The sequence below is a fragment of the Streptococcus sp. HMSC078H03 genome (assembly GCF_001808655.1).
Classification (GTDB): Bacteria; Bacillota; Bacilli; order Lactobacillales; family Streptococcaceae; genus Streptococcus; species Streptococcus salivarius_G.
This window is the reverse complement of sequence record NZ_KV794116.1, coordinates 68,661-94,699: the sequence shown is the minus strand read 5'-3', so window position 1 is coordinate 94,699 and position 26,039 is coordinate 68,661. Positions and strand designations below refer to the sequence as shown.

Genomic DNA, 26,039 nt, shown 5'->3' with positions numbered 1-26,039 from the left:
CGCTTTGAAATATCTATCAAAAGAAGAAAAAGCGTAAGGGCTTTTAGCTCTTATTTTCCAATAGATTAACCTTGTACAACACTGATATTACCGAGGGATTACAGTTGGGTAAAAACAACTGGAAGCGCTTTTAAAATTTCGTTTTTTCATTTAAAATGAATTTACTAAGAAAAAAGGGAGACTATTATGAAAACATTTTCTAAATTAACTTTAGCCTCTGTCTCAGTTCTTGCCTTGTTGACCTTAGCAGCATGTGGCAACTCTAAAGACAAAACTGACTCGTCATCTTCAGCACCATCATCAAGCAAGGTGACCAAAGAATCTTCTTCAACTGATTCAAGTGCTTCAGTAAAAGTCAACAAAGACGGATCAACTGAGGTCAGCGACGGAAACGGTAACTCAGCAAAAACAAACGGTAATAATACTGTCGAAGCCAACGATAGCGAAGGTAACAGCGCAACAGTTGGTCAAGATGGCTCAGTCGACGTTAATAGCCAAGACGGTACAAATGTCAAAGTCGGATCAGACGGAACTGTCTCAATTGGTAACTAAATAAGATAAAAAAGGCTAGCTCTTCTGCTAGTCTATTTTTTAGATTTAGATTGATGTAAACGCTTCCTGAAAGTGCTATAATAGGCGTGGAAATCCAAATTCAGGAGGTGAGACAATGAAAAATAAAATCATCTTGGGATGTTTGGCTGCAGCGACTTGTGAGATTCTCTTTGGACTCAGTTTTATCTTTACCAAATCTATTACAGCACAGGTCAGTGACCTGGCTTTAATCTCTTGGCGCTTTGTCACAGCCTTCCTTTTTATCAATCTCTATTTTCTCATCAGTCGACGTCGGATAAACATTAACGGTAGAAATCTTAAACCTCTGACACGTATTGCCATCCTTAATCCGATAATCTATTTTATCTGTGAAACGATTGGTATTCGTATGACGACGGCTTCTGAAAGTGGTGCCTTTCTCGCCTGCATCCCAGTCGTTGCCCTTATCATGTCTAGCCTTATTTTAAAAGAATGGCCTAGCCGTTGGCAGGTGGTCGGTGTCATCACAACCCTCATTGGTATCATCATAGCTGTCTTTGCTGCTGGCGGTTCTACCCACTTCTCCCTTGTGGGCTATTTGATTCTAGGTCTAGCAGTCGTCTCCTACGCCCTGTATTGCGTTGATGTTGAAAGGGCTAGTCAATTCAGTAGCCTTGAGATTACTTATTTTATGCTTGCCAGTGGTTGCCTGACATTTGGACTCTTTGCACTCAGCCAAGGCTTTCTAGCAGGCGATTTGAAAGAGCTCTTGCTACTCCCTGTGACCAATCCAAAATTCACTATCACCATCCTTTATCAAGGCTTGGGATGCAGTGTTCTGGGCTATCTTCTATCAAATTTTGCCATCGCAAATATCGGAGTTAACCGAACAGCATCCTTTATTGGGATTTCGACCATTATCTCAATTCTAGCTGCTGTTGTCGTCTTAGGAGAACCCTTCTCGCAGCTACAAATTTTTGCAGGCATTTTAGTCGTCCTGGGCGTCTATGTGGCCAATAAAACCTAAAACTCTCGGGAATTAATCTTCCGAGAGTTTTTTAGTCTTAATCAAGCTCTGTTTGAATCAAAACGACGAGTTCTTCCTCATTAGGAATACTACTTACCGCAGTCGGCACAGGTAAATCCTTATCTCCATAGCCCTTTATAATATGTGATAAAAACACAGATGCTTTCGTCATGGCAAGAGGCAAAGAATCTGCCCTAATGCTACGACCAAAGTCAGGAAAACTAATTTGATAACCTTCCTCAATCGTGTGAAAAATCGCTGGATATTCGTATAACATGTCTCTTCCCCCATTTCAATACTAGACTCCTCTATGATAGGATGTGTTTGAGGATAAGTCAACCAAAAATTGTTACAAAGAGAGAGTGAAACCATTCGAAACAAGGCAGCAAAGTTAAAATAAGGCTTAGTCCGTAATCAACTTGAGAAAGTGGCACCGATTCGGTGCTTTTTTTGATATATAAATAGTCCTTTGGATGATTCCAAAGGACTATTTATATATCTACTATTTCTTGACCTCATCCAAAATCTCGATTACCTTATACAAGTCTGGTTCTGTGATTTGGTAGGGAGCTTGTTCACGAACAATTGGTTTGGCACAAAAGGCGATGCCGATACCAGCTGTCTTAATCATAGGCAAATCATTGGCACCGTCACCCATTGCAATGGTTTGCGAGAGTTCGAGACCATTTTCTACCGCCCAATCTTTGAGTTTGGCTACCTTGACATCTTTGGTAACAATCTCACCATACACCTTACCAGTTAAGACACCATCAACAACCTCTAGGTGATTAGCCTTGACATAATCGATTCCTGCTTCAGCTGCTAGTCTATCCACAGTCTCATGGAAGCCTCCAGAAACCAAGCCTACCTTAAAGCCACGGGCGTGAAGTTCATCCACAAGTTCCTTGGCTCCCTTGTTGAAATGAATACGAGCATAGACCTTATCAAATATACTCTCTGGCAATCCCTTGAGGGTCGCTACACGCTCATTTAAGGCCTGTCTAAAATCCAATTCTCCACGCATGGCACGCTCTGTGATTTCAGCAACTTCTTGACCAACGCCTGCTTCTTCTCCCAATAAATCGATAACTTCTTCTTGGACTAGCGTTGAATCTACGTCCATAACTAATAAACCCTTAATTTCTGACATAATTACCTCGATTCTTTGATGCCTATCTAAGCCTTCACTAGATTTAATTTTAACATGAAATGAAAAACGGACCTTACAAAAAATTCTGGACCCTAGTCCAGAATCTTTCTCTTACATACGAATTTGTTCGCGCGTCTTCTCGTAAGATGATACAAAACGATCTGTCACACCTGGTTCAACTGTTTCCAAGGCGTAAGAGATTTCTTCCAAAGATGCATCATAATCATGATCAACTTCAAACAACTTAAGCGCATGCTCAAAGCTGCTTTGAACAGCAGGTTCGAATGAACGGTAGCGGTTTGAGTATTGCAAGAGTTGCTCAGTCAAGGTTGCATTTTGAACAACCAAGTAGGCAGTCTCTTCCAAATGATCAATGGCATTTTTAGATGTTTCTGTCAAACGCATTACCGCATCGATATTGATACGTCCACGGCTGAGTTCATCCATAAGGGCCTCAATTTGAGCACTTGTTGAGAAGAAGACACTCAAGAAGGATTGAGGAATACCTGGCAGGTTACGTTTTTCCATGTAACGTTTGATAACATGCAATTTATTAACATAAACATCAAGCTCTTCACGTGCCTTAGCTTCGTTTTTCTCAATAGCCTGAAGTTTTTCAAAGACCTCAACCTGACCATTTTCAACAGCAGACAAGGTATTGAGACTCTTTTCAAAGATCTTTTCAAGTTCTGAGAAAGGTTTCACCTGAGTTTCAAAATTTTCAAGGGTTGGAAGCACAGCTGTCTCCACACCTGAGATATCAGATGCAAAGCTACGAACATCTGCCGCATAGGTTTCATCGAAAATGTAAGTCAACATGAGACGCTCAAGCTCTTCTTGAAGTTTCTTGTTGTTTTCTTTAGCATGCTTGAGATAATCTGGCAAAATTTTCTTTTGACGCATAACAACCTTGTATGATGCAATTTCACGTTCGAAAATGCTATATAAGTTGTCAATTTTTTCTTGAATCTCAGCGTTTTCTTCTTCCGCACGGTCCAAATCAAGAGAAACCAACTCACTTGAGTTAGAACGGATAGCTTCACGAATTTCTTGGAAGCGACGTTCGATATTTTTTTCAGGGAAGTGATAATTTTGCTCAATCAACTTGCGGTAGCCAGACTCCAAATCATCCAACTGATCTGGGAAATCATCTTCCAACTTAGCTACAATAGCAGGAATCTTCTCTGAAATTTGCCCCAATGCAATGGTGTGCTCTTCTGCACGATCCAAAATACTTGATGCCTCAACAGGGTCACCTGATGAGTTAAGCGTCACAAATTCTGCAAACTCAGCTTCAATGTTTTTAAGCTGTTTATTGATTTCGGTCATGGTAGAACCGAAATTATCAGAGTTTTCCTCGATTGAGTTTTGCAACTCTTCGTACAAGTCTAGTGCATGCTTAACACGAGCACTGTTCTTTTCTTCTTGTTCTTTCAAGGTTGAGAGCGCCTCGCGGATAGACTTGATGTCTTCTTCCACAAGATCCAACTGACTCTCAATATTATTGATTTCACCACTAGCCTTGAAGAAATGGAAGGTATCGTTCATATTTTCAGCTTCGAAAATATGATTTTCAATATCTGCGAATGAATTTGTTGAGATATCTATCCATTTCTGGTTCCATTCACGGAAGGTTGTTTGACTTTGTCCAATCAAGTGAAGCTTTTTGACTTCTTCAATCTCTTCATTAACTGGCAAGTCAAACAATTTTTGCTTGCGTTCTTCAAGCTCTGCAATCCGCGAATCATTTCGTTTTCTGATAAGAATACCGACTAAGTAAGCGATAATTACGAGCATAACTACCACTACAATCAGTAAAACAATTCCGCTAGACATAGTTTCTCCTTAATCGTCTATTATGTTCATAAATGTAGAATAACATTACGATTATATCATAGTTATTCTAGCATTGCACCCTTTTCTAAAAGAATATTAGATATCTAGAGTACTGTAAACGGCATTTTCTTCGATAAATTCGCGGCGAGGTTCAACCTTGTCTCCCATCAACATATCGAAAATCTTATCTGCTTCTGCAGCATCATCCACAGAAACACGCGCCATCAAACGATTTTCAGGGTCCATGGTTGTTTCCCAAAGTTGGTGGTCATCCATTTCACCCAAACCTTTATAACGTTGTACCGTAGGTTTTGAACGTCCCACACTATACTTTTCAAGAGCAGCACGCAATTTGTCTTCTTGATCTGCACCAGGTTGGATATATTCTTTAATCTCAGAACCAACCTTAACCCCATAAATTGGTGGTTGAGCGATGTAGACATAGCCTGCTTCCAAGACTGGACGCATAAAGCGGTAAATCAAAGTCAGAAGCAAGGTACGGATGTGAGCCCCATCGACATCGGCATCGGTCATGATGACCAACTTGTGATAACGTGCCTTACTGACATCAAATTCAGCTCCAAAACCTGTTCCCATTGCTGTGAAGAGAGAACGAATTTCTTCATTGGCTAGAATCTTATCCATGCTAGCCTTTTCAACGTTCAAAATCTTACCTCGAATTGGCAGAATGGCTTGGAATTCACGATTACGACCTGATTTAGCAGATCCACCGGCTGAGTCCCCTTCGACAATGAACAGCTCGTTCATTTCGGCATTGTTCGATGAACAGTCTGCCAACTTCCCTGGAAGGTTAGAAATTTCAAGACCTGACTTCTTACGTGTCACTTCACGGGCACGCTTAGCAGCGATACGGGCCTTAGAAGCCAAAATCCCTTTTTCAACAATCTTCTTAGCGATAGCAGGATTTTCCAAGAGGAAGCGACTCAAAGCTTCACTGAAGAGACGATTGGTAATCTTAACTACTTCAGAGTTTCCAAGCTTGGTCTTGGTTTGACCTTCAAACTGTGGGTTTGGATGCTTAACAGAGATGATAGCAGTCAACCCTTCACGAACATCATCCCCAGTCAAATTATCATCTTTTTCTTTGAGAATCTTATTCTGACGCGCATAGTCATTAATGACACGCGTTAAGGCTGTACGGAAACCTTGTTCGTGGGTACCACCTTCATGGGTGTGAATGTTGTTAGCAAAACTCATCACCGTTTCATGATAGCCAGTCGTGTATTGCATAGCAACTTCAACTGAAATACCATCCATCTCACCATCAGTGTAGATAGGTTCATCAAAGATAACATCCTTGTTTTCATTGATGTATTTCACATAAGACGTGATACCACCTTCGTAGTGATAATGTTTCTCTTGTTCGAGACCCTCACGCTTATCTGTGATAGAGATACGGAGCCCCTTGTTCAAAAAGGCTAGCTCTTGGATACGTTTAGCCAATTTTCCAAAATCAAACTCGGTTGTCTCTTGGAAAATCTCTGGGTCTGGCGTAAAGTGAACAGTCGTACCATGTTTCTCTGTTTCACCAATTACTGCCAAATCTGCTACTACGACCCCACGTTTATACTCTTGGAAATGGATATGGCCATTTTTATAAACCTTAACATCAAGTTGTGTTGAGAGGGCATTAACGACCGAAGAACCAACCCCGTGCAAACCACCAGAGACCTTATAACCGCCTCCGCCGAATTTACCACCAGCGTGAAGTACCGTAAAGACAGTTTCAACTGCAGGACGGCCAGTTTTCTCTTGGATATCGACTGGAATACCACGACCATCATCGACAACGGTGATAGAATTGTCCGGCTCGATAAAGACCTGAATATGAGTGGCGAAACCAGCCAAGGCCTCATCGATTGAGTTATCGACAATCTCCCATACCAAATGATGCAACCCTTCTTTTGAGGTTGATCCAATATACATACCTGGGCGCATACGTACCGCTTCAAGCCCCTCTAAGACCTGAATCTGGCTGGCATCATATTCTTGCGCTTTTTCTTCAAGATTTTTTAATTCATCAGTCATCTATGTCACAATCTCCAATAATGATTTGTGGCCATCAACAAGCAAGGTATCCAGACCCGCTGCTCGACCAGCCTCTATATCTATCTGGCGGTCACCTATGACCAAGCCATGTTTAATATCGTATTTGTTAATTAAATAAAGAAAACTATCTGGACTAGGCTTTCTAGCAAAACCATTTTCAGAAGTTACAACCTCCGTAAAATAAGGGTCAATCTCCGCCTTATCAAGGATGTCTAGCACCAAGTGATTACGGTGGCTAACCAAGAAATTACGCCCACCTTCTTCCACTATCTTAGCGAGGATAGCCTTAGCCCCCTCAAAAAGTACAGGCTCTTGCAAATGCTTGGCTTCCTCCTGTTTGTATAGGGTTCGAAAATCGGCTATATCGGGTGCAAATTTCGCGATAGCTGTGCTGGTTGATACCTTAAGGGCATCATAAATTTCTTGGTGCTCTGCCGTCCGACCAAATTGCTCTAAAGTTGCTAGAAAGGCTTGGGTTGATACCTGGTAATTATCCAACAAGGTACCACCCAAATCCCAGATATAATCTCCATAATTCATAACTTTAATTATACCATAAAAGGTCAGATTTTGCTTATTTTTCACAGCTAAAAAGGCTTGGATAAGCTATCCAAACCTTATTTTTTTATTTCAGAATCAAACTTGCCACAATAGGACTAATAAAGACATATAGAATCCCTGTTACAGCAATTGAAAGGCCCCCCATGGCACCTGCAACCTGACCATATCTGAAGGCAGCTCCGGTACCTACGGCGTGTCCAGTTCCTCCGAGTGAAAGTCCGATAGCAACTGGATCTTTAATGCCAATCATTTTTAAGAAGACAGGACCCAAGACAGAGGTTAAGATACCCGTAATAACAACGACGACCAAGGTTACTGTCGTAATCCCCTGCATTTTTTCCGAAATTCCTACAGCCATGGCAGTTGTTACAGACTTAGGAAAGAGAGAAATGGCTAAGAAATAATCCATCCCAAAAAGCTTAGCAATCAAGGCCGTATAGCTCGTATTTAGGACACAAGCAACCGTTGATCCAATTAAAATACTCTTATAGTGATGTCGCATGAGGTGCAGATTCTTGTAGAAAGGAACTGCTAGAGCGACCGTTGAAGGAATAATCAAACTATTAAGATAAGAGCCACCTACATAGTAATCCTTATAGGAAATACCTGTATAGTGCAAAATGACGATAATCAAGGCAGTCGATACAAGAAGAGGCGTTGTCAAAGGATTAGGAAAACGGCGATAAATCAAAAGCCCTATTGTGTAAGCTAGTACAGAAAGTGTTAGCCCAAACAAGGGTGTATTAAAAAAATTAGCCACGTTTAACCTCCTCGTAATCACCTTCAAAATGTTTTTTGATGAAACCGACAACTACTGCAATCACTACAATATTAAGAACCAAGGCTCCCATAATAATCAAAATAATAGGGACAATATTCGCTGAAATAGCATTCCATCGTTCCATAATACCGACACCTGCTGGCAAAAATAGAATGGTCATATTGGTAATTAAAAACTCTGCTACTGCATGAATATGACGTAGACGAATCCACTTAAGCTGAAGAGCAATAAGAAGCAAGAATAAACCAATAATGCTTCCAGGAATAGGTAATTTGAAGAATGTTGAAATAGCTTCACCAATAACGGCAAACAAACAAATCAACATGAATTGAACGTAGTATTTCACGACTTGCCTCCTAGGTTTAATCACCTATTAGTCTACTCCTTTTTTTTTGAATTTCAAGAGTTTTCAGTAAATTCTTTTGAAAAATTGAGAGGTATAAATCAGCCTCTTTGAACATAAAAAAATCCAACCCTAAGGCTGGACTTTATCACAGATGCCACCACCGAGAATTGAACTCGGAACGGAGCATTACCATTGCTCTATTATACCATTTAACTATAGCGGCAACTGTTTTAATCTTACCATACTTCTATTTACTGTGGCAAGATTTTTTGCTTATTTTTTATAAATTTAAGTCTTGGTAAGGGGTACGGTAACCAACCTGTAAAACCTTACCATCTTTAATCAAGATAGGACGTTTAATCAACATACCATCTGAAGCCAAGAGTTCAACAGCTTCATCAAGAGATAGGGTTGGCAACTTATCCTTTAGACCTAGAGAGCGGTAGGATTGACCACTCGTATTGAAGAATTTCTTAAGTTCTAAATCTGACCCTACCAAAAGCTCTTTTAAAAATTGAGCTGAAGGTGGATTTTCCTTAATATTAATAGATTCAACATCTAAACCTAATTGATCGAGTTCTGCCTTTGCCTTACGACAAGTGCTACATTTGGGATATTCATAAAAAGTGTACATAATTTTCTCCTTTTTTCTAGCATAAGATATCTATCTAAGGATTGTCAAACCTAATGCCTTCTAAATGAAGTAAGAAACGCTTGGCGTCTTCTCCTGCGGCGTAATTTCCTATATGACCACTACTAGGAAGAACCCGATGACAAGGGATCAGAATCAACCAGGGATTCTTACCAACAGCAGTTCCTACAGCCTGAGCTGATTGACATGAAATCACTTTACCAATCTGACTATAAGTTATGCTCTGCCCCGCAGGAATGTCCCGTAAAGCTAACCAAACCTTTAGCTGGAAGGCCGTCCCTCTATCAGCTAGAGGCAGTTTATCTGGATTTGGATGTTCTCCTTTAAAATAAGCCTCTAACCAATTCTTGGTCATTTTCAAGATAGGATTTGAGGTGTCTACTAACTCCTCTTCCTTGATACCTGCCTGAAAATGTTTTTGCCCCTCCAACCAAATACCATAAAGCGCTTGGTCACTTGCCACCAAGCACAAGCGTCCAATAGGAGATAAATAATACTGACGATAAAGCATGTCTTTATTATAACAAAAAAGACAGGAATCTCTTGTTCCTGTCAATTAACTCTTATTATTTACCTTTAATCAAACGCACACGAACGATATTGTCACTAGCTTCAAACTTAGCAACCAATTCATCAATCTTAGATTTGTCTGTTTCATCAAGGTCAAGAAGTGTATAGGCATAGTCACCCTTAGAACGGTTGATGATATTATCGATATTGATATTAAAATCAGAAACCGCAGTAGAGATACGAGCCACAATATTAGGCACGTTTTTATTAATCAAAGTGATACGGTATGGGGCACTCAAGGCCTGTTGCACACGTGGGAAGTTAACAGAGTTAACAATTTCACCTGTTTCCATGAAACGACGGATGGTTTGACCAGCCATAATCGCACAGTTAAGTTCTGCTTCACTTGTTGATCCACCAACGTGTGGGAAGACAGTCACCTTAGGTTTGTTAAGGAGGTCTTCTGTACCAAAGTCGGTGATATAGCGTTTAACCACACCTGTTTCCAAAGCATCAAAGAGGGCATCGTTATCTACCAACTCTGCACGGGCAAAGTTAATGATAGTTGTCCCTTTTTGCATGAGGTTAAAGGCATCCGCATTGAAAGTACCTTTTGTATCTGGTGTCAATGGAACGTGAACAGTGATATAGTCACAGTTTTCAAAAATCTCTTTAAGATCAGAAACACGTTTTACATGGTGAGAGATATTCCAAGCAGCTTCAATAGAAACATATGGGTCGTAACCATAGACCTTCATTCCCAAACGGTAAGCATCATTGGCAATACGTGCACCAATAGCACCGAGCCCGATAACACCCAATGTCTTACCAGCAATCTCGCTACCTGCAAACTGTTTCTTACCTGCTTCAATTTGTTTAGGAACATCATCACCACTAAGTGTGTTAACCCAAGCATTGGCCGCAATATAGTCACGTGCTGAGAGTAAGATAGAGGCCAAAACAGCTTCTTTAACAGCGTTGGCATTGGCACCTGGAGTATTGAAGACAACAATCCCTTTTTCAGTTGCTTCGTCAACTGGGATATTGTTAGTACCTGCACCAGCACGCGCAATAGCTTTCAAGTTGTCAGGAAAAACAGTGTCATGGAGATTTTGACTACGAATGATATAGGCATCCGGATTTTCCGCTAAATCACCATCAATTTGGAAATGATTTCCAAGTTCCTTCAAACCAATCTGGTTAATATTGTTATACGTTTTTACACTAAATACCATAATTTTATTCCTCTTAAATCAATGTATCCCGTGGTGAGCTGCTTCATCAAGTTCTTGATAAAAGGCTTGCTCTCGCTTAGTTTTGATTTTCTGATAAGCAAGACGTTCACCATCAATAGGAACCTTGCCACAATAGACATAGCCAAGTTTCTCCAAAATATGCTGCATGACAGTATTCTTTTCATGCGTATCGCAACGGAAATCATGAGCATCCGTTCCCTCAATAAGACCTTGAATGAAGGTTTGAGCAATGCCCTGACCCGAAAATTCACTTAAAACGGCGATTCTATGAAAAGTAATGTAGCGCTTATTGTGGTGTTTCCAGTCCCCATCATAGATTTTGTCGTAAGCAGGGTCTCCATCAACAATCACCGCAGCATAAGAAACGATTTGACCATCAACAATTCCTACATAGGCCTGCCCGTTAAGGACATCGTCAAAGATAGTTTCTTCAGTAGGGTAACCATCAGATCCTTGCCATTGAGTACTCCCCGCTTCTGCTAAAGCAGTTCTAGCACTCTCAATCACAGTCATGATAGCCCCAATTTCATTTGGGAAGGCTTGTCTAATTTCCATCTCTTTACCTAATTATTTATTTTCGGCTTCAAATTTCTTCATAAAGTCAATCAAGTCAAGTACACCCTGACGTGGGAAAGCGTTATAAACACTAGCACGCATACCACCTACTGAACGGTGTCCTTTGATATTCTTGAAACCAAGAGCATCTGCTTCTGCTACAAACTTAGCATCCAACTCTTTACTTGGTGTTACAAATGGGATGTTGCAGACAGAACGATCCTTGGCATCTTTGACAGGATTTGTGTAGAAATCAGATGACTCAATGTAGTCGTAGAGAAGACCTGATTTCTCACGTTGAATTTCAGCCATCTTGTCCACGCCACCAATTTCATTTTTAACCCAGTCAAAGACGAGTTTTGAAATATAGATGTTGAAACATGGTGGTGTATTGTAAAGTGATCCTGCTTCAGCTTGAATACGGTAATCCAACATGGCAGACAATTGTGGTTGGTCGTTAAGGAAGTCTTCACGAACGATAACAACTGTCACCCCAGCAGGTCCAATATTTTTCTGAGCACCAGCATAGATAAGGGCAAAGTCCTCAACATTGTAACGAGCAGCCAAAATATTTGAAGACATATCAGCTACGATTGGCACACCATTAGTATCAGGCAAATCGTAGATAGATGTTCCTTCAATGGTATTGTTCGTTGTCAAGTGAACATAAGCTGCTTCTGGATCAATTGTTGCTGGGTCAAAACTTGGGATATGATCGTAAACAGTTTCTTCTGAAGAGGCCAAAAGAATTGGTTCAAAAGGAATAGTTTTTGAAAGTTTAACAGCTTCTGTATAAGCTTTTTTACCCCATGAACCACCTACAAGGTAGTAAGCTTTCTTACCTTGAGCGAGGTTAAGTGGGACCATTGTAAATTGTGTTGAAGCGCCACCTTGCAAGAAAATAACCTTATAGTTATCAGGAATGGCCATAAGCTCACGAAGTGTCGCTTCCGCATCTTTAACGATTTTGTCAAATTCTGGAGAACGGTGGGACATTTCTAGCACGGACATACCGGAATCTTGATAGTTAAGCAATTCAGCTTGGGCTTTTTCAAGCACTGGTTTTGGTAATGTAGCAGGTCCTGCTGAGAAATTATAAATTGTCATAAAGACACCTCCAAAATTTTAATGGTCCTATTATAGCGAATTTTCTGAATATTGTAAAGTGTTAACAGTAAAAAACGAACGGGATTAACCGCTCGCCTCAAAAAAGTTAGGTATTTTATGTATATTCTTATCAGTAATTGATTTTAGTATCCGTTTATTTTTGCTTAAGAAAATAGGCTGCCCCAATTAGATTAGCTCCATTATGATGATGACAAGCAACAATCTCGGGACGTTTAATAATTTTACCGATAAAGTCAATCTCATGGTGAACCTTATCAAACTGGCGGTTGACCTCCTCGATAAGTATCGGCTGAGCTGAAATACCACCTCCAATAACAAAGGTTTCCACATCAAAGATGGTTTGAAGATTCAAAATGGTAATGGCTAGATTACGGCAATAGCTTTCAAAAAGCGAATAGACCGTTTTATCTCCTGCATTTATGGCCTTAAATGCGGCTAAACCATCCTTTAAATCTGAGTTACCTAGCACTTCATTTACCTCGGTAATTAAACCGACAGCCGACAAAGTCATGCCTCGCATCAATGAAGGATCAACTTTTTCCATTTGAACTGGTAAAAGAAAGGTCAACTCCCCCGCTTGAAAGTGGCTTCCTTGAAAAAGTTTACCATTAATAATAAATCCACCACCTAGACCTGAACCCAAAACAAGGGCTGCACCATTGGTCACTCCTTGCAAATGACCTGTGGCTAGCTCTGCTAAGGCCGCTGCTTTACCATCATTAAGAGCCATTACAGGCAGATGGTACTTAGCTTCGAGGACCTCTTTAATACGAAAGCCGTGGAAGAACCTCAATAAGCCACCATGATAAATCACACCTTCCTCAGTATCAACCGTCCCTGGAACACTAATTGCTATACCTGATAAGTCTACTTCAACTGAAGTAACTATCTGATCAATCACGTCAATAGCTTGTTCTAAGTTTTGTGGGGATGACTGCGTCGGCAGACTCTTTTCAATGGCGAACTGCTCCGAAACAAGTGCTGACTTCACCTGTGTTCCCCCAAAATCAATCGCTAAAATCGTCATAAGCATCCTCCACAGATTGTTTTTCGTCATTATAACACAAAAGAGCAAAAACTAGAAAAAACGGTTCCAAAATGCTATCATAAACTTACAGAATTAGATAAAAGGAGTTATCTCACATGACTAAATTTCTACACACTTGTGTCCGTGTCAAGGACCTAGAAGCCTCACTTAAATTTTATAAAGAGGCACTTGGTTTCAAAGAAGCTCGTCGAAATGATTTTCCAGAATATAAGTTCACCCTTGTCTATTTACAACTCGAAGATGATCCTGATTATGAGTTGGAATTAACCTATAACTACGACCATGAAGCTTATGATCTCGGGGATGGATATGGTCATATCGCCGTTGGTGTTGATGACCTAGAAGCTACACACCAAGCTCACAAAGAGGCTGGCTACACTGTTACAGACCTCTCAGGTCTTCCTGGTAAACCAAAAATGTACTACTTTATCACTGATCCAGATGGCTATAAGATTGAAGTTATCCGTTTGACGCAATTCCTAGAAAAATAAAACAAAAAAAGTCAGATCGTATAGATCTGGCTTCTTTTTGTGCTTAATTTTTATTATCTGTCTTTAAGGCTGACAAAATTTGGGTACGAATATCATCCACACCGTTTGGATTATTTGGTAGGAATAAGGTTTGATTGCCTTTAGCCGCAAAAGTATTAAGCGTATCTAAGTATTGGTTAGTCAAAAGAATAGACATAATCTGCTCTTCAGACATACCCACATTGGCCTCTTTAAGTTCTGCGATTGATTCAGCCAATCCATCAACGATAGCCTTACGTTGTTGGGCAATACCAACCCCGTGAAGACGATCTTTTTCAGCTTCAGCTTCAGCTGCTGTGACAATCTTAATCTTATCAGCTTCTGCCAATTCTTGAGCTGCGACACGCTTACGTTGAGCAGCATTGATTTCGTTCATAGACTGTTTAACTTCAGCATCTGGTTCAACTTTGGTAATCAAGGTCTTAACAATGATATAACCATAAGTTGTCATTTCTTCAGCCACTTGGTGTTGAACCTCAAGGGCAATTTCATCTTTCTTCTCAAAGAGTTCATCGAGCGTCAATTTAGGAACTGATGAACGGAGAGCATCCTCAATGTATGATTTAATTTGAGCTTCTGGACGCATGAGTTTATAGTAAGCATCTGTAACATTTTGCTCATTAACACGATATTGAGTAGCCACATTCATCATGACAAAGACATTGTCCTTTGTCTTAGTCTCAACCACAATCTCACTTTGAAGCAAACGTAATTGAATACGAGCGGCAATTTTATCGATACCAAATGGTAAACGCATATGAATCCCACTCGTTGCAATTTTTTGATAACGCCCAAAACGTTCAACGATAGCCACTGACTGTTGACGTACAACGTAAAGCATACTGATGAGAATTCCCAAAATAATCAGGAAGGAAAACAGTAAAAAGAGAAGTGCTGCTTGCATGTTAAGTCCTCCAAAATAAACATTAAAATTTTCTTTGCTTTATTATAGCACAGTGATACAATTTTTCAAGAAAAATAGCATAGCTCGTTCGAAATAGTGTAAAAGAGACACTTTCTTTATCGCTTATATGTCAGCACTCTTGAAAACTTGGAAACTCCTGTTAATCGAGAGAGTTGTACGCAACAGGCGAGACTTTTCGATATAAGAAAAAGGCTGAAACGAAATCGTTTCAGCCTCTTAGTATTTTCGAAAATAAAATCGTTTGAAGAATCATTCTAGATGGCATCCAAAACTCAAATCTCAAAAGACTTACTTACGATACATTTTAACTTGAAGGTAAATATCGTTATAGATTCCGAGCCATTTTTGTCCTAAGTTGTTATAGACTTCAAGGTTTTTAATGGTTGATTCTGATGGATAAAAGGCTTTATCATCAGTAATACTCTTTGGAAGCAAAGCTTTAGCTGCTTGGTTAGGTGTGGCATAACCGATATATTCAGCATTTTGGGCTGCATTTTCCGGTTTAAGCATGAAGTTGATAAAGGCATAAGCCTCTTTTTCATGCTTTACAGTCTTAGGAATCACCAGATTATCAAACCAAAGATTTGAGCCTTCAGATGGGACAACATAACGTAGGTCCTCATTTTTATCAAGCATCTCACTAGCTTCCCCTGAGAAGGTTATTCCAATGGCCGCATCACCTTGAACCATGTAGCCCTTCATCTCGTCACCAACAATAGCCTTGATATTTGGTGTTAGACTATTAAGTTTAGTTTCAGCCAAACGTAATTCAGTCATGTTCTTCGTATTCAAGCTATATCCCAGGCTATTGAGTGAGAAACCAAGGACTTCACGCGCACCATCAACTAGCATAATCTGGTTTTTGTAATCTGGTGACCAAAGATCATCCCAGTGCTGTGGTGCTTTTTTCACCAATTTTGAATTATAAACAATACCGACAGTTCCCCAGAAATAAGGGATGGAATAGTCATTGTGAGGGTCAAAACTAAGCCCTTTAAAGCTTGAACCAATCTGGTCAAAACCTTTGATTTTAGATTTATCCAACTTCACCAAAAGGTCTTCCTTAACCATTTTATCAATGGTATAGTCTGACGGTACAGCGATATCGTAGGTTGTTCCGCCCTGCTTAATCTTGGTATACATGGCTTCATTGGAATCAAAGGTTTCGTACTGAACCTTGATGCCCGTTTCTTTTGTAAATTTGGTCAGGAGGTCTGGGTCAATATAATCACCCCAGTTATAGATAACTAATTTGTCCGACACATTTCCTGTACGACTCTGCATGTAGGCAGAGATACCCCAAAGGAAGAAGATAATGGCTAAGATACCTGCCAGAAATTGATAGAGTCTACGCATCCTGCTCCTCCTTCTCCTTGGTAATCGCATAGTAACCTATCACTAAAAGAATAGAGAATAGGAAAACAACGGTAGACAAGGCATTGATTTCCAGAGAAATCCCTTTACGTGCACGTGAGTAAATTTCCACAGCAAGTGTTGAAAAACCATTCCCCGTTACAAAGAAGGTTACTGCAAAGTCATCCAATGAATAGGTAAAGGCCATGAAATAACCAGCAATAATACCAGGTGTCAAGTATGGCAACATAACCTCACGTAACATCTGCCATTGAGTGGCACCTAGGTCATAAGCGGCATTCACCATATCTCGATTCATTTCCTTGAGACGTGGCAACACCATGAGAACCACGATTGGGATTGAAAAGGCAATGTGACTCAATAAGACAGATACAAAACCTAGTTGGAAACCAATCAAGGTGAAGAGAATCAAGAAACTTGCACCAATCATAACGTCCGGTGCAACCATGAGCACGTTATTTAGAGATAAAATCCCAGTCTGCTGCTTCTGTTTACTCTCGTAGATAAAGATAGACCCAAAGGTACCAATAATCGTTGCCAGAAGAGCGCTAAGGAAAGCTAAAAAGAAGGTTTGAGCCAGGATTAACATAAGTCGGCTATCTGAAAACATGCTCTGATAGTTATCCAGAGTAAAACCTGTGAAACTATTCATATCGCCACCACTATTGAAAGAATAGGCGATTAAATAAAAGATTGGCAGGTAAAGGATAACAAAGACAAGAGCTAAATAGAGATTTGCAAATTTTTTCATTGACGTCTCTCCTTTGTTAACCACATTGTCGCAATCATAGCAGCAATAAGAACAACACCAATGGTTGCCCCCATTCCCCAGTTTTGTGTCGTGAGGAAATGCTGTTCGATAGCTGTCCCTAGGGTGATAACTCGGTTACCACCAATCAAGCGTGTCAGCATAAAGAGGCTGAGACTAGGAATGAAGACCGACTGGACACCAGAGCGTACCCCATTAAGCGATAAGGGAAAAATAACCTTGGTAAAGGTCTGCCAATCATTGGCTCCCAAATCTTTACTTGCATTCACAATATTTTCATCCAAATCATCCAGTGCATTGAAAATCGGTAGAATCATAAAGGAAATTTCAATGTAACTAGCTACGAAAATAAAGGAGAAATCCGTAAAGAGGATTTGCATGGGTGCAATCCCAAAGAAACCGAGAAAGGCATTGATACCGCCTTGTTGACCAAAAATCCCCATAAAAGCATAGGCTTTCAGAAGGAGATTGACCCAGGTTGGCAAAATGACCAACATCAACCAAAGTTGCTTATGCTTCAGTCTGGTTAAAAGATATGCCGTCGGATAAGAGATAATAAGCGTTACCAGAGTAATGATGGCTGCATAAAGAACCGAGTTAAAACTCATCCTTAAGTAAGTCCAACTGGAAAAGAAGGTGCCATAATTATCCAAAGTAAAGTTGCCACTGATATCAAAGAAAGACTGATAGAGTAGCATGAGCACTGGAGCAACCACGAAGAGTAGGAGCCAAAGGAGGTAAGGTACCGAGAAGAGGCTAGCTGTTTTCTTCATAGCGCTCCTCCTCAATGGCATTAATCAAGCCATCTTCATGTTCTTCCACTTCCACATATTCTTCAATACGTGCATCGAACTCTTCTTCTGTCTCATTAAGACGCATGATATGAATATCCTCAGGCGTAAAATCAAGACCGATAATCTCACCCTCAATCGCCTTACGGGTTGAATGAATCATCCATTCATTGCCAAGATTGTCATAGGCAATGATTTCATAGTGGACCCCACGGAAGAGCTGAGTTTCCACGCGAACTTGCAATTTGCCTTCCTCAGGAAGTGTAATCTGCAAATCTTCAGGACGAATAACCACTTCGACAGGTTCGTTAGGACGCATTCCTCCATCAACAGATTCAAAACGTTTCCCATTGAACTCAACCAAATAGTCCTCAATCATAACACCTGGTAGGATGTTAGATTCTCCAATAAAGGTTGCAACGAAGTGGTTAATAGGTTCGTCATAGATATCAACCGGAGTTCCTGATTGAACAATTTCACCATCGTTCATAACAAAAATCCAATCCGACATGGCCAAGGCTTCTTCTTGGTCGTGGGTTACAAAGACAAAGGTAATCCCTAGACGTTGCTGCAATTCGCGCAACTCGTATTGCATTTCAGTACGTAGTTTCAAATCCAGTGCTGACAAGGGCTCATCCAAAAGGACCACACGTGGTTGGTTAATAATTGCTCGGGCAATGGCAACACGTTGACGTTGACCACCTGATAATTTTTGAATCGAGCGCTTTTGATAACCATTTAGTTGAACCATCTTTAAGGCTTCTTCTACACGCTCTTCAATTTCCTTTTTAGGCACCTTTTTCAATTTAAGAGCAAAAGCCACATTGTCAAAGACATTCATATGTGGAAAGAGAGCATAAGATTGGAAAACGGTGTGAACATCCCTTTTATTGATAGGAATATCATTGATACGTTTTCCATCCAAAAGGACGTCACCACTGGTCGCATCTAATAGACCTGCAATGATGTTCAAAATCGTTGATTTACCAGAACCAGAAGCCCCAAGAAGGGTATAGAACTTACCTTCTTCTAGTTCAAAGTTGATGTCTTTTAAAACTTGTGTGCCACTGTCTTCAAACACTTTTGAGACATTTCGAAAGGCAATAATCGGATTAGTCAATTGTCATAAATCCTCCATGGATAGCAAATATAGGGATAGGGTTTTATTAGTTTAATTCGTCGCCAATGATACGTACTTCAGGCTCTAGTGTAACACCTGAATTTTCCTTAACCTTAGCTATAACGTCTGAAATAAGGTCTTCATAGTCTTTTGCTGTTCCTTGATCAACATTAACCATGAAACCAGCGTGCTTAGTTGACACCTCAACACCCCCGATACGATGTCCCTTGAGGTTGGCTTCCATAATCAGCTGACCAGCAAAATGACCTGGTGGGCGTTTAAAGACCGAACCACATGAAGGGTATTCAAGAGGTTGTTTAAGTTCTCGCAAATGATTGAGACGATTCATCTCATTCTTGATTTGCTCGTAGTCTCCTGGTTTGAGGTTAAATTTAGCTGAAATAACCACTTCACCTGTTTCTTGGAGCACCGAACGACGATAACCAAAACGCATATCTCTTGCATCAATCGTACGAATATCACCGTCTTTTGTAAGAACCTGAGCAGAAACCAAGATATGAGCAATCTCACCACCATAGGCACCCGCATTCATAAAGACGGCACCACCAACACTACCTGGAATCCCCGCTGCAAATTCAAAACCTGTCAAACTTTGGAAACGAGCCACCTTGGTTGTCGCAATCAAATTAGCCCCCGCTTCAGCTTCAATTTGATAACCATTAACTGCAATACCATTAAGTCTGTCAAACATAATCACAAACCCTCTGATACCACCGTCACGGACAATCAAATTACTGGCATTACCGAGCACCATCCAAGGAATGTCATGCTTATTAGCAAATTTGACAATACGAGAGAGTTCATAGCGGTTACGTGGAAAGGCCAAATAATCCGCTGGACCACCAACCTTGGTATATGTATAACGTTTTAAGGGTTCGTCGAAACGAATATCAATTCCCACTAAATCTTCTTTAAGTTCATCTAACATGTTATTTTCCATACTTTTTCTATACATTTATTTCTTTGTAGGTATCGTGATAGACTTCCCCATATTACTATCACTACCTAAAAATGAGTTAGTATTTTTCCCTAAAAATAAAAAGAAAAATACAGCAAAAAGCCAAGATTAATTATAGCAAAAAATCCCCATCTTGACGACAAGGAATTTCACGCAAAGCTAGTCCATAACTTCCAATTTGCGGACATCACTAGTGTCTAATTGACTCAAATATTTTTTGTAGGCTTGACCAGTTTTAGGGTCAACCAAGTCATCTGCTATTTCTATCAAGGGAACCAAAACAAAAGCTCTCTGACTCATATAAGGATGGGGCACTTTAAGGTGCTCAGTCTCCCAGATTTCCTGCCCATATAGAAGAATATCAATATCTACTGTCCGAGGCCCCCAATGCTCATGACGAACGCGATCAAGGTCTTTTTCAATCTGCTGACATGACCTTAGTAAGGTTTCAGCTGGCAACTTCGTCTCTAAAGCCAAGGCAAGATTCAAAAAATCAGCCTGATCTGTCAGTCCCCAAGCAGCTGTTTCGTAACAAGAGGATACTGCTTTAACCTCCGTCTCAGGTAGATCATTCAAGGCCTTCACAGCTTTTTGAAGATAGCCCTGACGGTCTCCCATATTAGATCCCAAACTCAAATAAACTCTTGTCATCGGCTACGCTCCAATTCGATACCAACACTCTTATAATGCCCATTAATTGGTGGATTTTCCTTGGTAATTCGAACTTTAATAGATTGAATTGGTGGAAATTGTGCAAATAAATCCTCACAAATTGCACCAGCCAAACGCTCAATCAAAATGTACTTTTTATCTTCCACTTGTTTTTGCACAGCTTCAAAAACCAATCCATAGTGAACCGTATCATCTAGATTGTCACTCTGTGAGGCCTTAGTTAAATCAACAGTCAATTCCAAATCTACCACAAAAATTTGTCCCAGGGTCTGTTCCTCAGTAAAAGCCCCGTGATAGCCATAAAAACGGCAACCATTTAAAATAATTTTATCCATAATTTCTCCTTCAGACGACTAGACTCCTCTTTATTCTAGCACAAAACAGTTGAAAAGTTGGACTCTTATTAGTATGATATTTTAGACAGATCTGAAGTTATTGTGTTTACGCTTATGCAATCGGTTGCGTAATTCTTCTGATTTGGTAAAATATAGGCACAGGAGTTAAAAAGACTCCTAATTATAAGCAAGACTATCTCAACTAATAAGGAAAAAAACTATGACAAATCAAACCGCAATGCAGTACTTTGAGTGGTATCTCCCAAGCGACGGTCAACACTGGAACAATTTGGCTGAAGATGCCCAACATTTGGCAGACCTTGGCATCAGCCACGTTTGGATGCCACCTGCTTTTAAGGCTACAAACAAAGATGACGTTGGTTACGGCGTCTACGACCTCTTTGACCTTGGGGAGTTCGACCAAAAAGGAACTGTTCGCACCAAATATGGCCTCAAAGAAGAGTATCTCAATGCTATCAGCCAACTCAAAGAAGTTGGTATTGTACCTATGGCTGACGTTGTACTTAATCATAAGGCGGCAGCGGATAAACTTGAGACCTTCGAAGTTGTCGAAGTTGACCCTGAGGATCGTACTCAAGAGATCAGTGAACCTTTTGAAATCGAAGGTTGGACACACTTCACTTTTGACGGACGCAATAAGGCCTACAACGATTTTGAATGGCACTGGTACCACTTTAACGGAACTGACTTCGATGCCAAACGTAATAAAAGTGGTATCTATCTTATCCAAGGTGACAACAAAGGTTGGGCAGACAACGACTTGGTTGACAATGAGAATGGTAACTTTGACTACCTTATGTATGCTAACCTAGACTATAAACACCCTGAAGTTATCGAAAACATTTACGAATGGGCAGATTGGTTCGTTGAAACAACAGGCGTTCAAGGCTTCCGCATGGATGCTATTAAGCACATTGATTCTTTCTTTATGCGTAATTTTATTCGCGATGTCAAAGAAAAACAAGGTCAAGACTTCTATGTCTTTGGTGAATTTTGGAATGGTAACGAAGAGGATAACAATACCTATCTTGAAAAGATTGAAAAACGTTTTGACCTCGTTGATGTTTCCCTTCACAACAATCTACACAAGGCTAGCTTAGATGGTGCCGATTATGATTTGACGACAATTTTCGATCATTCTTTGGTCAAAAATCATCCTGAACATGCCGTGACCTTTGTAGACAACCACGACACTCAACGCGGACAAGCTCTAGAATCTACTGTTGAAGAATGGTTTAAACCAGCTGCTTATGCTCTCATTCTTCTACGTGAAGACGGTCTTCCTTGCCTATTTTATGGTGACTACTATGGAATCGAAGGTGAATTTGCTCAAGAAAATTTCCAAGAAACCCTAGATACCTTGCTCTACGCTCGTAAAGACCTAGCTTACGGAGAGCAAACAGACTACTTTGATAATCCAAACTGTATTGGATGGACACGCTCTGGCAACGAAGATGGCGCTCCATTAGCTGTAACAATCTCTAATGATGCTGTTAACAGCAAGTCTATGGAAATTGGTAGTGATTGGGCTGGACAAACCTTCTATGACATTCTTGGAAACTGCTCTGATACTGTAACCATTGACGAAGACGGATGGGGAGACTTCCCAGTTTCTGAAAAATCTGTCAGCGTTTGGACAATTCAAGACTAAGAAAAAAAGCTCAATCGAGCTTTTTTTAGTATCATAAAATCCCTGAAATGGTCTTAACAATATCACGATTGGCATCAACATTATGCACACGGACAATCTGACAGCCCTTGCTAACAGCATAGCCAGATAGAGCAGCCGTTCCCTGATCACGGTCCTTAGCTTGGGTATTTCCACCTAGTAGGTAGTCCACAACACGCTTACGAGAAATCCCAAAAAGAACAGGATAGCCCAAGGCAACGACCTTGTCCAAACCTTTTAGCAGGTCAATATTGTGTTGGACATTTTTCGCAAAGCCAAAGCCTGGATCAATCCAGATATTGTCCTTGGCCACACCTGCTTCCAAGGCGGCCTGGGCTCGTTGACTGAGGAATGTACAGACATCTTCTGTGACATCATTGTATACTTCTTCTTTTTGATTATGCATGAGAATAATCGGCACATTCTTTTCAGCTGCTAAAGCTAGCATCTGACCATCATAGAGTCCAGCCCAGACGTCATTTAGAATATCTGCCCCTGCTTCAAGAGCAGCTCTGGCAGTAGCTGTCTTATAGGTATCAATACTGATGAGCACATCATATTTTGCCTTGATAGCCTGAATAACTGGCACGATACGAGCAATCTCTTCTTCCTCGGTCACAAATTCTGCTCCTGGTCTTGTAGATTCGCCACCTACATCGATAATGGCAGCTCCCTGGGCAATCATACGCTCAACCTGAGCCAACGCATCCTCTACAGTGTCAAAATCGCCACCATCTGAGAAAGAATCAGGGGTGACATTCAAGATTCCCATAATACAGGCCTTACCTGCAATCTCATGTTTGCCAATAAACATCTTAACTCCTAAAAATCACGCATCAATGAAAGAATTTCCTTGCGTTCTTCACGGTCTTCTTTATAAAGGCCCTTAGCGACAGTTGTGATTGTCTTACTTCCTGGTTTCTTAATGCCTCGCATGGTCATGCACATGTGCTCTGCTTCAACCATGACAAAAACTCCTCGAGGATTCAGAGCTTCTTCAAGTGCTGTAGCAACTTGATCTGTAAGACGTTCTTGCAACTGTGGACGACGAGCAGCTACTTCAACCGCACGCGCTAATTTGGAAAGTCCTGTCACCTTGTCTCCACTTGGCAAATAAGCCACATGGGCCTTACCATAAAATGGAACCAAATGGTGCTCACACATAGAGTAAAAAGGAATATCCTTGACAAGGACAACTTCGTCATGGACTTCTGAAAAGACAGCTGTAAATTGATCCTTAGGATCTTCATTTAGACCTGAAAACATTTCAGCATACATCTTAGCCACACGTTTTGGTGTGTCCAAAAGTCCCTCACGCTCAGGATTTTCACCGAGAGCTTCCAATAGTTGATAGACTGCTTGTTCTACTTTTTCTTGATTTGCCATAATTTCCTCTTGCAACGTTATAATACTATCTATTATACCTTATTTTGCTGGATTTTTCTTGCAAAAAATAAGATTTCCTAGCTACCTAAACCTCAAAAAAAGCGAAGACCACCTTTCATATAGAGGTTATCTTCGCTTATATTTTTTAGTCTTTCAAGTGGTAAGAATAGGATGAAACTACAATATTCTCACGCCATTTGAGATAATATTTCAATCGTAAACTCATTTGGTTGTGAAGCATGGTTTGCCATGATTTTTTAGGTACAAACTGAGGAATCATGACTGTCAAAGTCGCATTATCCTTCTCAGCTTGAGTGGCGACCTCGTCCACATACTGAATGGTTGACTGAGTGATTGAGCTGTATGGTGATTGGATATGAACCATCTCAATTTCAGGAAAATATTTTTTAAACTCTTGTTCAGTTTCCTTGTCCTTGTTCTCTGTATCCTTAGTAGATACATGCATGGCGATAACCTTGTCACCAATAGAACGCGCATAGGAAATAGCTCCGATATTAGCCTTGGTAACATTCCCAACGAGGATAAGAACAATATTTCCTTGATAATGGTGTTCTTCCACCGCTCCATCAATACGCAACTGTTGAGCAACACCATTATAGTGTTTTTTAATCTTAAGGAACATCCACATCAAGATTGCAATAATTGGGAAGAATGGCCAGATATCTCCTAAACGGAAAAGGAAGAGAATGAGAACAATAGCATAACAAATGAGGGCGCCCAAGATATTAGCTAAAGAGTGTTTCCAGAATCCCTTACCATATTCACGAATCCAATGGATAACCATCCCCGTTTGAGAAAGAGCAAATGGAATGAATACACCGATGGTATAAAGCGGAATCAACCGTTCCGTATTTCCTCGGAAAATAAACAAAAGGGTAATGGCACCAATTGCAAGTGTCAAGATCCCATTAGAGTATCCCATACGTGCCCCTTTTTCAAGGTACATATGAGGCATGTATTTATTTTTCGCCATATTAAAGGACAACATCGGAAAGGCTGAAAAACCTGTGTTAGCCGCTACTGCAAGAATCATGGCAGTAGAGAATTGGAAAACGTAAAATAGAATACTACCAATCCATGACTGACCGAGAATTTCTCTAGCCATTTGTGACAAGATAGTTACTCCTGCATGAGGCGTAATACCAGTCCACCAGTTGAGGAAGGTGATTCCCGCAAACATAGCCCCCAAAATGCTAGACATAATAAAGAGGGTTGAAGCTGCATTTTTGGCCTTAGGTTTCTTAAAGAAAGGCACCGCATTAGAGATAGCTTCTACCCCTGTCAATGAGGCAGAACCTGAAGTAAAGGCCCTTAAAATAAGAATCAATGATACACCTGTAATTGGTTGTCCTAAATGTGCTGTGGCTGCGTAAGGCATATGACCCGTTAAAATTTGAAAGAAACCAAATCCCAACAAGAAGAGCGTCGAAACAATGAAGAGATAAACTGGTATCATCAAAGATTTTGCCGATTCACGCATTCCCCTAAGGTTCATAACCATCAAAACAAGCACCAAAATCATTGATATTTCAAGATTGAAAGGATGCAGGAAGGGAAGGGCTGAAGTAATGGCATCTGCACCTGAGGCCACTGAAACAGCAACCGTCAACATGTAATCGACCAAAAGACTACCACCAGCTATCAAGCCAAACTTAGGAGACAGATTTTCCGTCGTTACCATATAGGCGCCACCACCTTGAGGATAGGCTTTGATAACCTGTCTATAAGAGATGGTAAGACTGGCCAAAAGAACGAGAACCAAAAGTCCAATAGGGATTGACCACCAAATAGCCGCACTAGATACAGCTGTCAGAACCAAAACGACTTGCTCTGGACCATAGGCGATAGATGATAGCGCATCACTCGACAACATGGCCAAGGCCTGAATCTTGGACAATAAGTGTTCATCACCACTATCATCATGAGTTAAAGGTTCACCGATTAAAATGTTTTTCAGACGTTGAAACATTGTGATCTCCTTACTTTTAAAACATAC

Annotated in this window: 28 protein-coding genes and 1 tRNA gene; 4 read left to right on the top strand and 25 right to left on the bottom strand. The window is 40.5% G+C overall.

What is annotated here, in order from left to right; genetic code table 11:
- Positions 1 to 186 precede the first annotated feature (186 nt).
- Complete coding sequence (locus tag HMPREF2607_RS08700; RefSeq protein WP_038676574.1) at positions 187 to 552, top strand: hypothetical protein; 366 nt, start codon at positions 187 to 189, stop codon at positions 550 to 552.
- A gap of 115 nt (positions 553 to 667) precedes the next feature.
- A complete protein-coding gene (locus HMPREF2607_RS08695; protein WP_070476714.1) occupies positions 668 to 1,558 on the top strand; it encodes a DMT family transporter in 891 nt (296 codons plus the stop codon).
- 37 nt (positions 1,559 to 1,595) lie between these two features.
- Here HMPREF2607_RS08695 and HMPREF2607_RS08690 read toward each other — a convergent pair whose 3' ends face one another.
- The 14 genes from HMPREF2607_RS08690 to HMPREF2607_RS08625 form a co-directional block, all read right to left on the bottom strand.
- Positions 1,596 to 1,835 (bottom strand): hypothetical protein, encoded by a 240-nt coding sequence (locus HMPREF2607_RS08690; protein WP_037602882.1) that lies wholly within the window; start codon positions 1,833 to 1,835, stop codon positions 1,596 to 1,598.
- A gap of 225 nt (positions 1,836 to 2,060) precedes the next feature.
- A complete protein-coding gene (gene serB, locus HMPREF2607_RS08685) occupies positions 2,061 to 2,708 on the bottom strand; it encodes a phosphoserine phosphatase SerB (RefSeq protein WP_037601641.1) in 648 nt (215 codons plus the stop codon).
- A 111-nt stretch (positions 2,709 to 2,819) separates the two neighbouring features.
- Positions 2,820 to 4,544, bottom strand: a complete 1,725-nt coding sequence (ezrA, locus tag HMPREF2607_RS08680) for a septation ring formation regulator EzrA (RefSeq protein ID WP_070476712.1) — start codon at positions 4,542 to 4,544, stop codon at positions 2,820 to 2,822.
- Between the two features lie 96 nt (positions 4,545 to 4,640).
- Positions 4,641 to 6,593: a DNA topoisomerase (ATP-hydrolyzing) subunit B gene (gyrB, locus tag HMPREF2607_RS08675; protein WP_037601635.1), complete on the bottom strand. Its 1,953-nt coding sequence runs from the start codon at positions 6,591 to 6,593 to the stop codon at positions 4,641 to 4,643.
- A complete protein-coding gene (locus tag HMPREF2607_RS08670) occupies positions 6,594 to 7,154 on the bottom strand; it encodes an HAD-IA family hydrolase (protein WP_070476709.1) in 561 nt (186 codons plus the stop codon).
- Positions 7,155 to 7,239: 85 nt separating this feature from the next.
- Positions 7,240 to 7,935, bottom strand: coding sequence for an LrgB family protein (locus HMPREF2607_RS08665; protein ID WP_002886784.1), 696 nt, complete (start codon positions 7,933 to 7,935; stop codon positions 7,240 to 7,242).
- On the bottom strand, positions 7,928 to 8,302 hold the full coding sequence (locus HMPREF2607_RS08660) for a CidA/LrgA family protein (RefSeq protein WP_014634867.1): 375 nt from the start codon (positions 8,300 to 8,302) through the stop codon (positions 7,928 to 7,930). The genes HMPREF2607_RS08665 and HMPREF2607_RS08660 overlap by 8 nt, the downstream gene beginning before the upstream one ends.
- 152 nt (positions 8,303 to 8,454) lie before the next feature.
- A tRNA-Thr gene (locus HMPREF2607_RS08655) sits at positions 8,455 to 8,525 on the bottom strand.
- 57 nt (positions 8,526 to 8,582) lie between these two features.
- A complete protein-coding gene (locus HMPREF2607_RS08650; protein WP_014634868.1) occupies positions 8,583 to 8,936 on the bottom strand; it encodes an arsenate reductase family protein in 354 nt (117 codons plus the stop codon).
- A 34-nt stretch (positions 8,937 to 8,970) separates the two neighbouring features.
- Positions 8,971 to 9,465 (bottom strand): methylated-DNA--[protein]-cysteine S-methyltransferase, encoded by a 495-nt coding sequence (locus HMPREF2607_RS08645; protein WP_014634869.1) that lies wholly within the window; start codon positions 9,463 to 9,465, stop codon positions 8,971 to 8,973.
- 55 nt (positions 9,466 to 9,520) lie between these two features.
- A complete protein-coding gene (locus HMPREF2607_RS08640) occupies positions 9,521 to 10,699 on the bottom strand; it encodes a 3-phosphoglycerate dehydrogenase family protein (RefSeq protein WP_021143767.1) in 1,179 nt (392 codons plus the stop codon).
- Positions 10,700 to 10,717: 18 nt separating this feature from the next.
- On the bottom strand, positions 10,718 to 11,275 hold the full coding sequence (locus tag HMPREF2607_RS08635) for a GNAT family N-acetyltransferase (RefSeq protein WP_021143766.1): 558 nt from the start codon (positions 11,273 to 11,275) through the stop codon (positions 10,718 to 10,720).
- A 12-nt stretch (positions 11,276 to 11,287) separates the two neighbouring features.
- The gene (serC, locus tag HMPREF2607_RS08630) at positions 11,288 to 12,382 is read right to left on the bottom strand and encodes a 3-phosphoserine/phosphohydroxythreonine transaminase (protein WP_014632766.1); all 1,095 of its coding nucleotides are present in this window, start codon (positions 12,380 to 12,382) and stop codon (positions 11,288 to 11,290) included.
- 154 nt (positions 12,383 to 12,536) lie between these two features.
- Positions 12,537 to 13,430 carry an ROK family protein gene (locus HMPREF2607_RS08625; RefSeq protein ID WP_070476707.1) on the bottom strand — a complete coding sequence of 298 codons (894 nt, stop codon included), beginning with the start codon at positions 13,428 to 13,430 and terminating at the stop codon, positions 12,537 to 12,539.
- A gap of 116 nt (positions 13,431 to 13,546) precedes the next feature.
- On the opposite strand from HMPREF2607_RS08625, the gene HMPREF2607_RS08620 reads away from it, so the two are divergent.
- On the top strand, positions 13,547 to 13,942 hold the full coding sequence (locus HMPREF2607_RS08620) for a lactoylglutathione lyase (protein ID WP_002884456.1): 396 nt from the start codon (positions 13,547 to 13,549) through the stop codon (positions 13,940 to 13,942).
- Between the two features lie 43 nt (positions 13,943 to 13,985).
- Here HMPREF2607_RS08620 and HMPREF2607_RS08615 read toward each other — a convergent pair whose 3' ends face one another.
- The 8 genes from HMPREF2607_RS08615 to folB all read right to left on the bottom strand — a co-directional run bounded on the left by HMPREF2607_RS08615 (position 13,986) and on the right by folB (position 20,946).
- On the bottom strand, positions 13,986 to 14,885 hold the full coding sequence (locus tag HMPREF2607_RS08615; protein ID WP_004183097.1) for an SPFH domain-containing protein: 900 nt from the start codon (positions 14,883 to 14,885) through the stop codon (positions 13,986 to 13,988).
- Between the two features lie 309 nt (positions 14,886 to 15,194).
- The gene (locus HMPREF2607_RS08610) at positions 15,195 to 16,262 is read right to left on the bottom strand and encodes an ABC transporter substrate-binding protein (protein ID WP_014634874.1); all 1,068 of its coding nucleotides are present in this window, start codon (positions 16,260 to 16,262) and stop codon (positions 15,195 to 15,197) included.
- Positions 16,255 to 17,031 (bottom strand): ABC transporter permease, encoded by a 777-nt coding sequence (locus tag HMPREF2607_RS08605; protein ID WP_002884421.1) that lies wholly within the window; start codon positions 17,029 to 17,031, stop codon positions 16,255 to 16,257. The genes HMPREF2607_RS08610 and HMPREF2607_RS08605 overlap by 8 nt, the downstream gene beginning before the upstream one ends.
- Positions 17,028 to 17,822 (bottom strand): ABC transporter permease, encoded by a 795-nt coding sequence (locus HMPREF2607_RS08600; protein WP_070476706.1) that lies wholly within the window; start codon positions 17,820 to 17,822, stop codon positions 17,028 to 17,030. Before HMPREF2607_RS08600 ends, HMPREF2607_RS08605 begins: the two co-directional genes overlap by 4 nt.
- Complete coding sequence (locus tag HMPREF2607_RS08595) at positions 17,806 to 18,960, bottom strand: ABC transporter ATP-binding protein (protein ID WP_002884517.1); 1,155 nt, start codon at positions 18,958 to 18,960, stop codon at positions 17,806 to 17,808. The genes HMPREF2607_RS08600 and HMPREF2607_RS08595 overlap by 17 nt, the downstream gene beginning before the upstream one ends.
- A gap of 46 nt (positions 18,961 to 19,006) precedes the next feature.
- Positions 19,007 to 19,909: a UDP-N-acetylmuramate dehydrogenase gene (murB, locus tag HMPREF2607_RS08590; RefSeq protein ID WP_060972618.1), complete on the bottom strand. Its 903-nt coding sequence runs from the start codon at positions 19,907 to 19,909 to the stop codon at positions 19,007 to 19,009.
- A gap of 189 nt (positions 19,910 to 20,098) precedes the next feature.
- The gene (folK, locus tag HMPREF2607_RS08585; protein WP_070476704.1) at positions 20,099 to 20,590 is read right to left on the bottom strand and encodes a 2-amino-4-hydroxy-6-hydroxymethyldihydropteridine diphosphokinase; all 492 of its coding nucleotides are present in this window, start codon (positions 20,588 to 20,590) and stop codon (positions 20,099 to 20,101) included.
- Positions 20,587 to 20,946, bottom strand: a complete 360-nt coding sequence (gene folB / locus HMPREF2607_RS08580; RefSeq protein WP_070476702.1) for a dihydroneopterin aldolase — start codon at positions 20,944 to 20,946, stop codon at positions 20,587 to 20,589. Before folB ends, folK begins: the two co-directional genes overlap by 4 nt.
- A 220-nt stretch (positions 20,947 to 21,166) precedes the next feature.
- Here folB and HMPREF2607_RS08575 point away from each other — a divergent pair, with 220 nt between their 5' ends.
- Complete coding sequence (locus tag HMPREF2607_RS08575; RefSeq protein ID WP_070476701.1) at positions 21,167 to 22,618, top strand: alpha-amylase; 1,452 nt, start codon at positions 21,167 to 21,169, stop codon at positions 22,616 to 22,618.
- A 31-nt stretch (positions 22,619 to 22,649) separates the two neighbouring features.
- Here HMPREF2607_RS08575 and folP read toward each other — a convergent pair whose 3' ends face one another.
- The 3 genes from folP to HMPREF2607_RS08560 all read right to left on the bottom strand — a co-directional run bounded on the left by folP (position 22,650) and on the right by HMPREF2607_RS08560 (position 26,012).
- Positions 22,650 to 23,450: a dihydropteroate synthase gene (gene folP / locus HMPREF2607_RS08570; RefSeq protein ID WP_014634879.1), complete on the bottom strand. Its 801-nt coding sequence runs from the start codon at positions 23,448 to 23,450 to the stop codon at positions 22,650 to 22,652.
- 8 nt (positions 23,451 to 23,458) lie between these two features.
- The gene (folE, locus tag HMPREF2607_RS08565; protein ID WP_002884345.1) at positions 23,459 to 24,022 is read right to left on the bottom strand and encodes a GTP cyclohydrolase I FolE; all 564 of its coding nucleotides are present in this window, start codon (positions 24,020 to 24,022) and stop codon (positions 23,459 to 23,461) included.
- A 145-nt stretch (positions 24,023 to 24,167) separates the two neighbouring features.
- Positions 24,168 to 26,012, bottom strand: coding sequence for an APC family permease (locus HMPREF2607_RS08560; RefSeq protein WP_004183113.1), 1,845 nt, complete (start codon positions 26,010 to 26,012; stop codon positions 24,168 to 24,170).
- Positions 26,013 to 26,039: the final 27 nt, after the last annotated feature.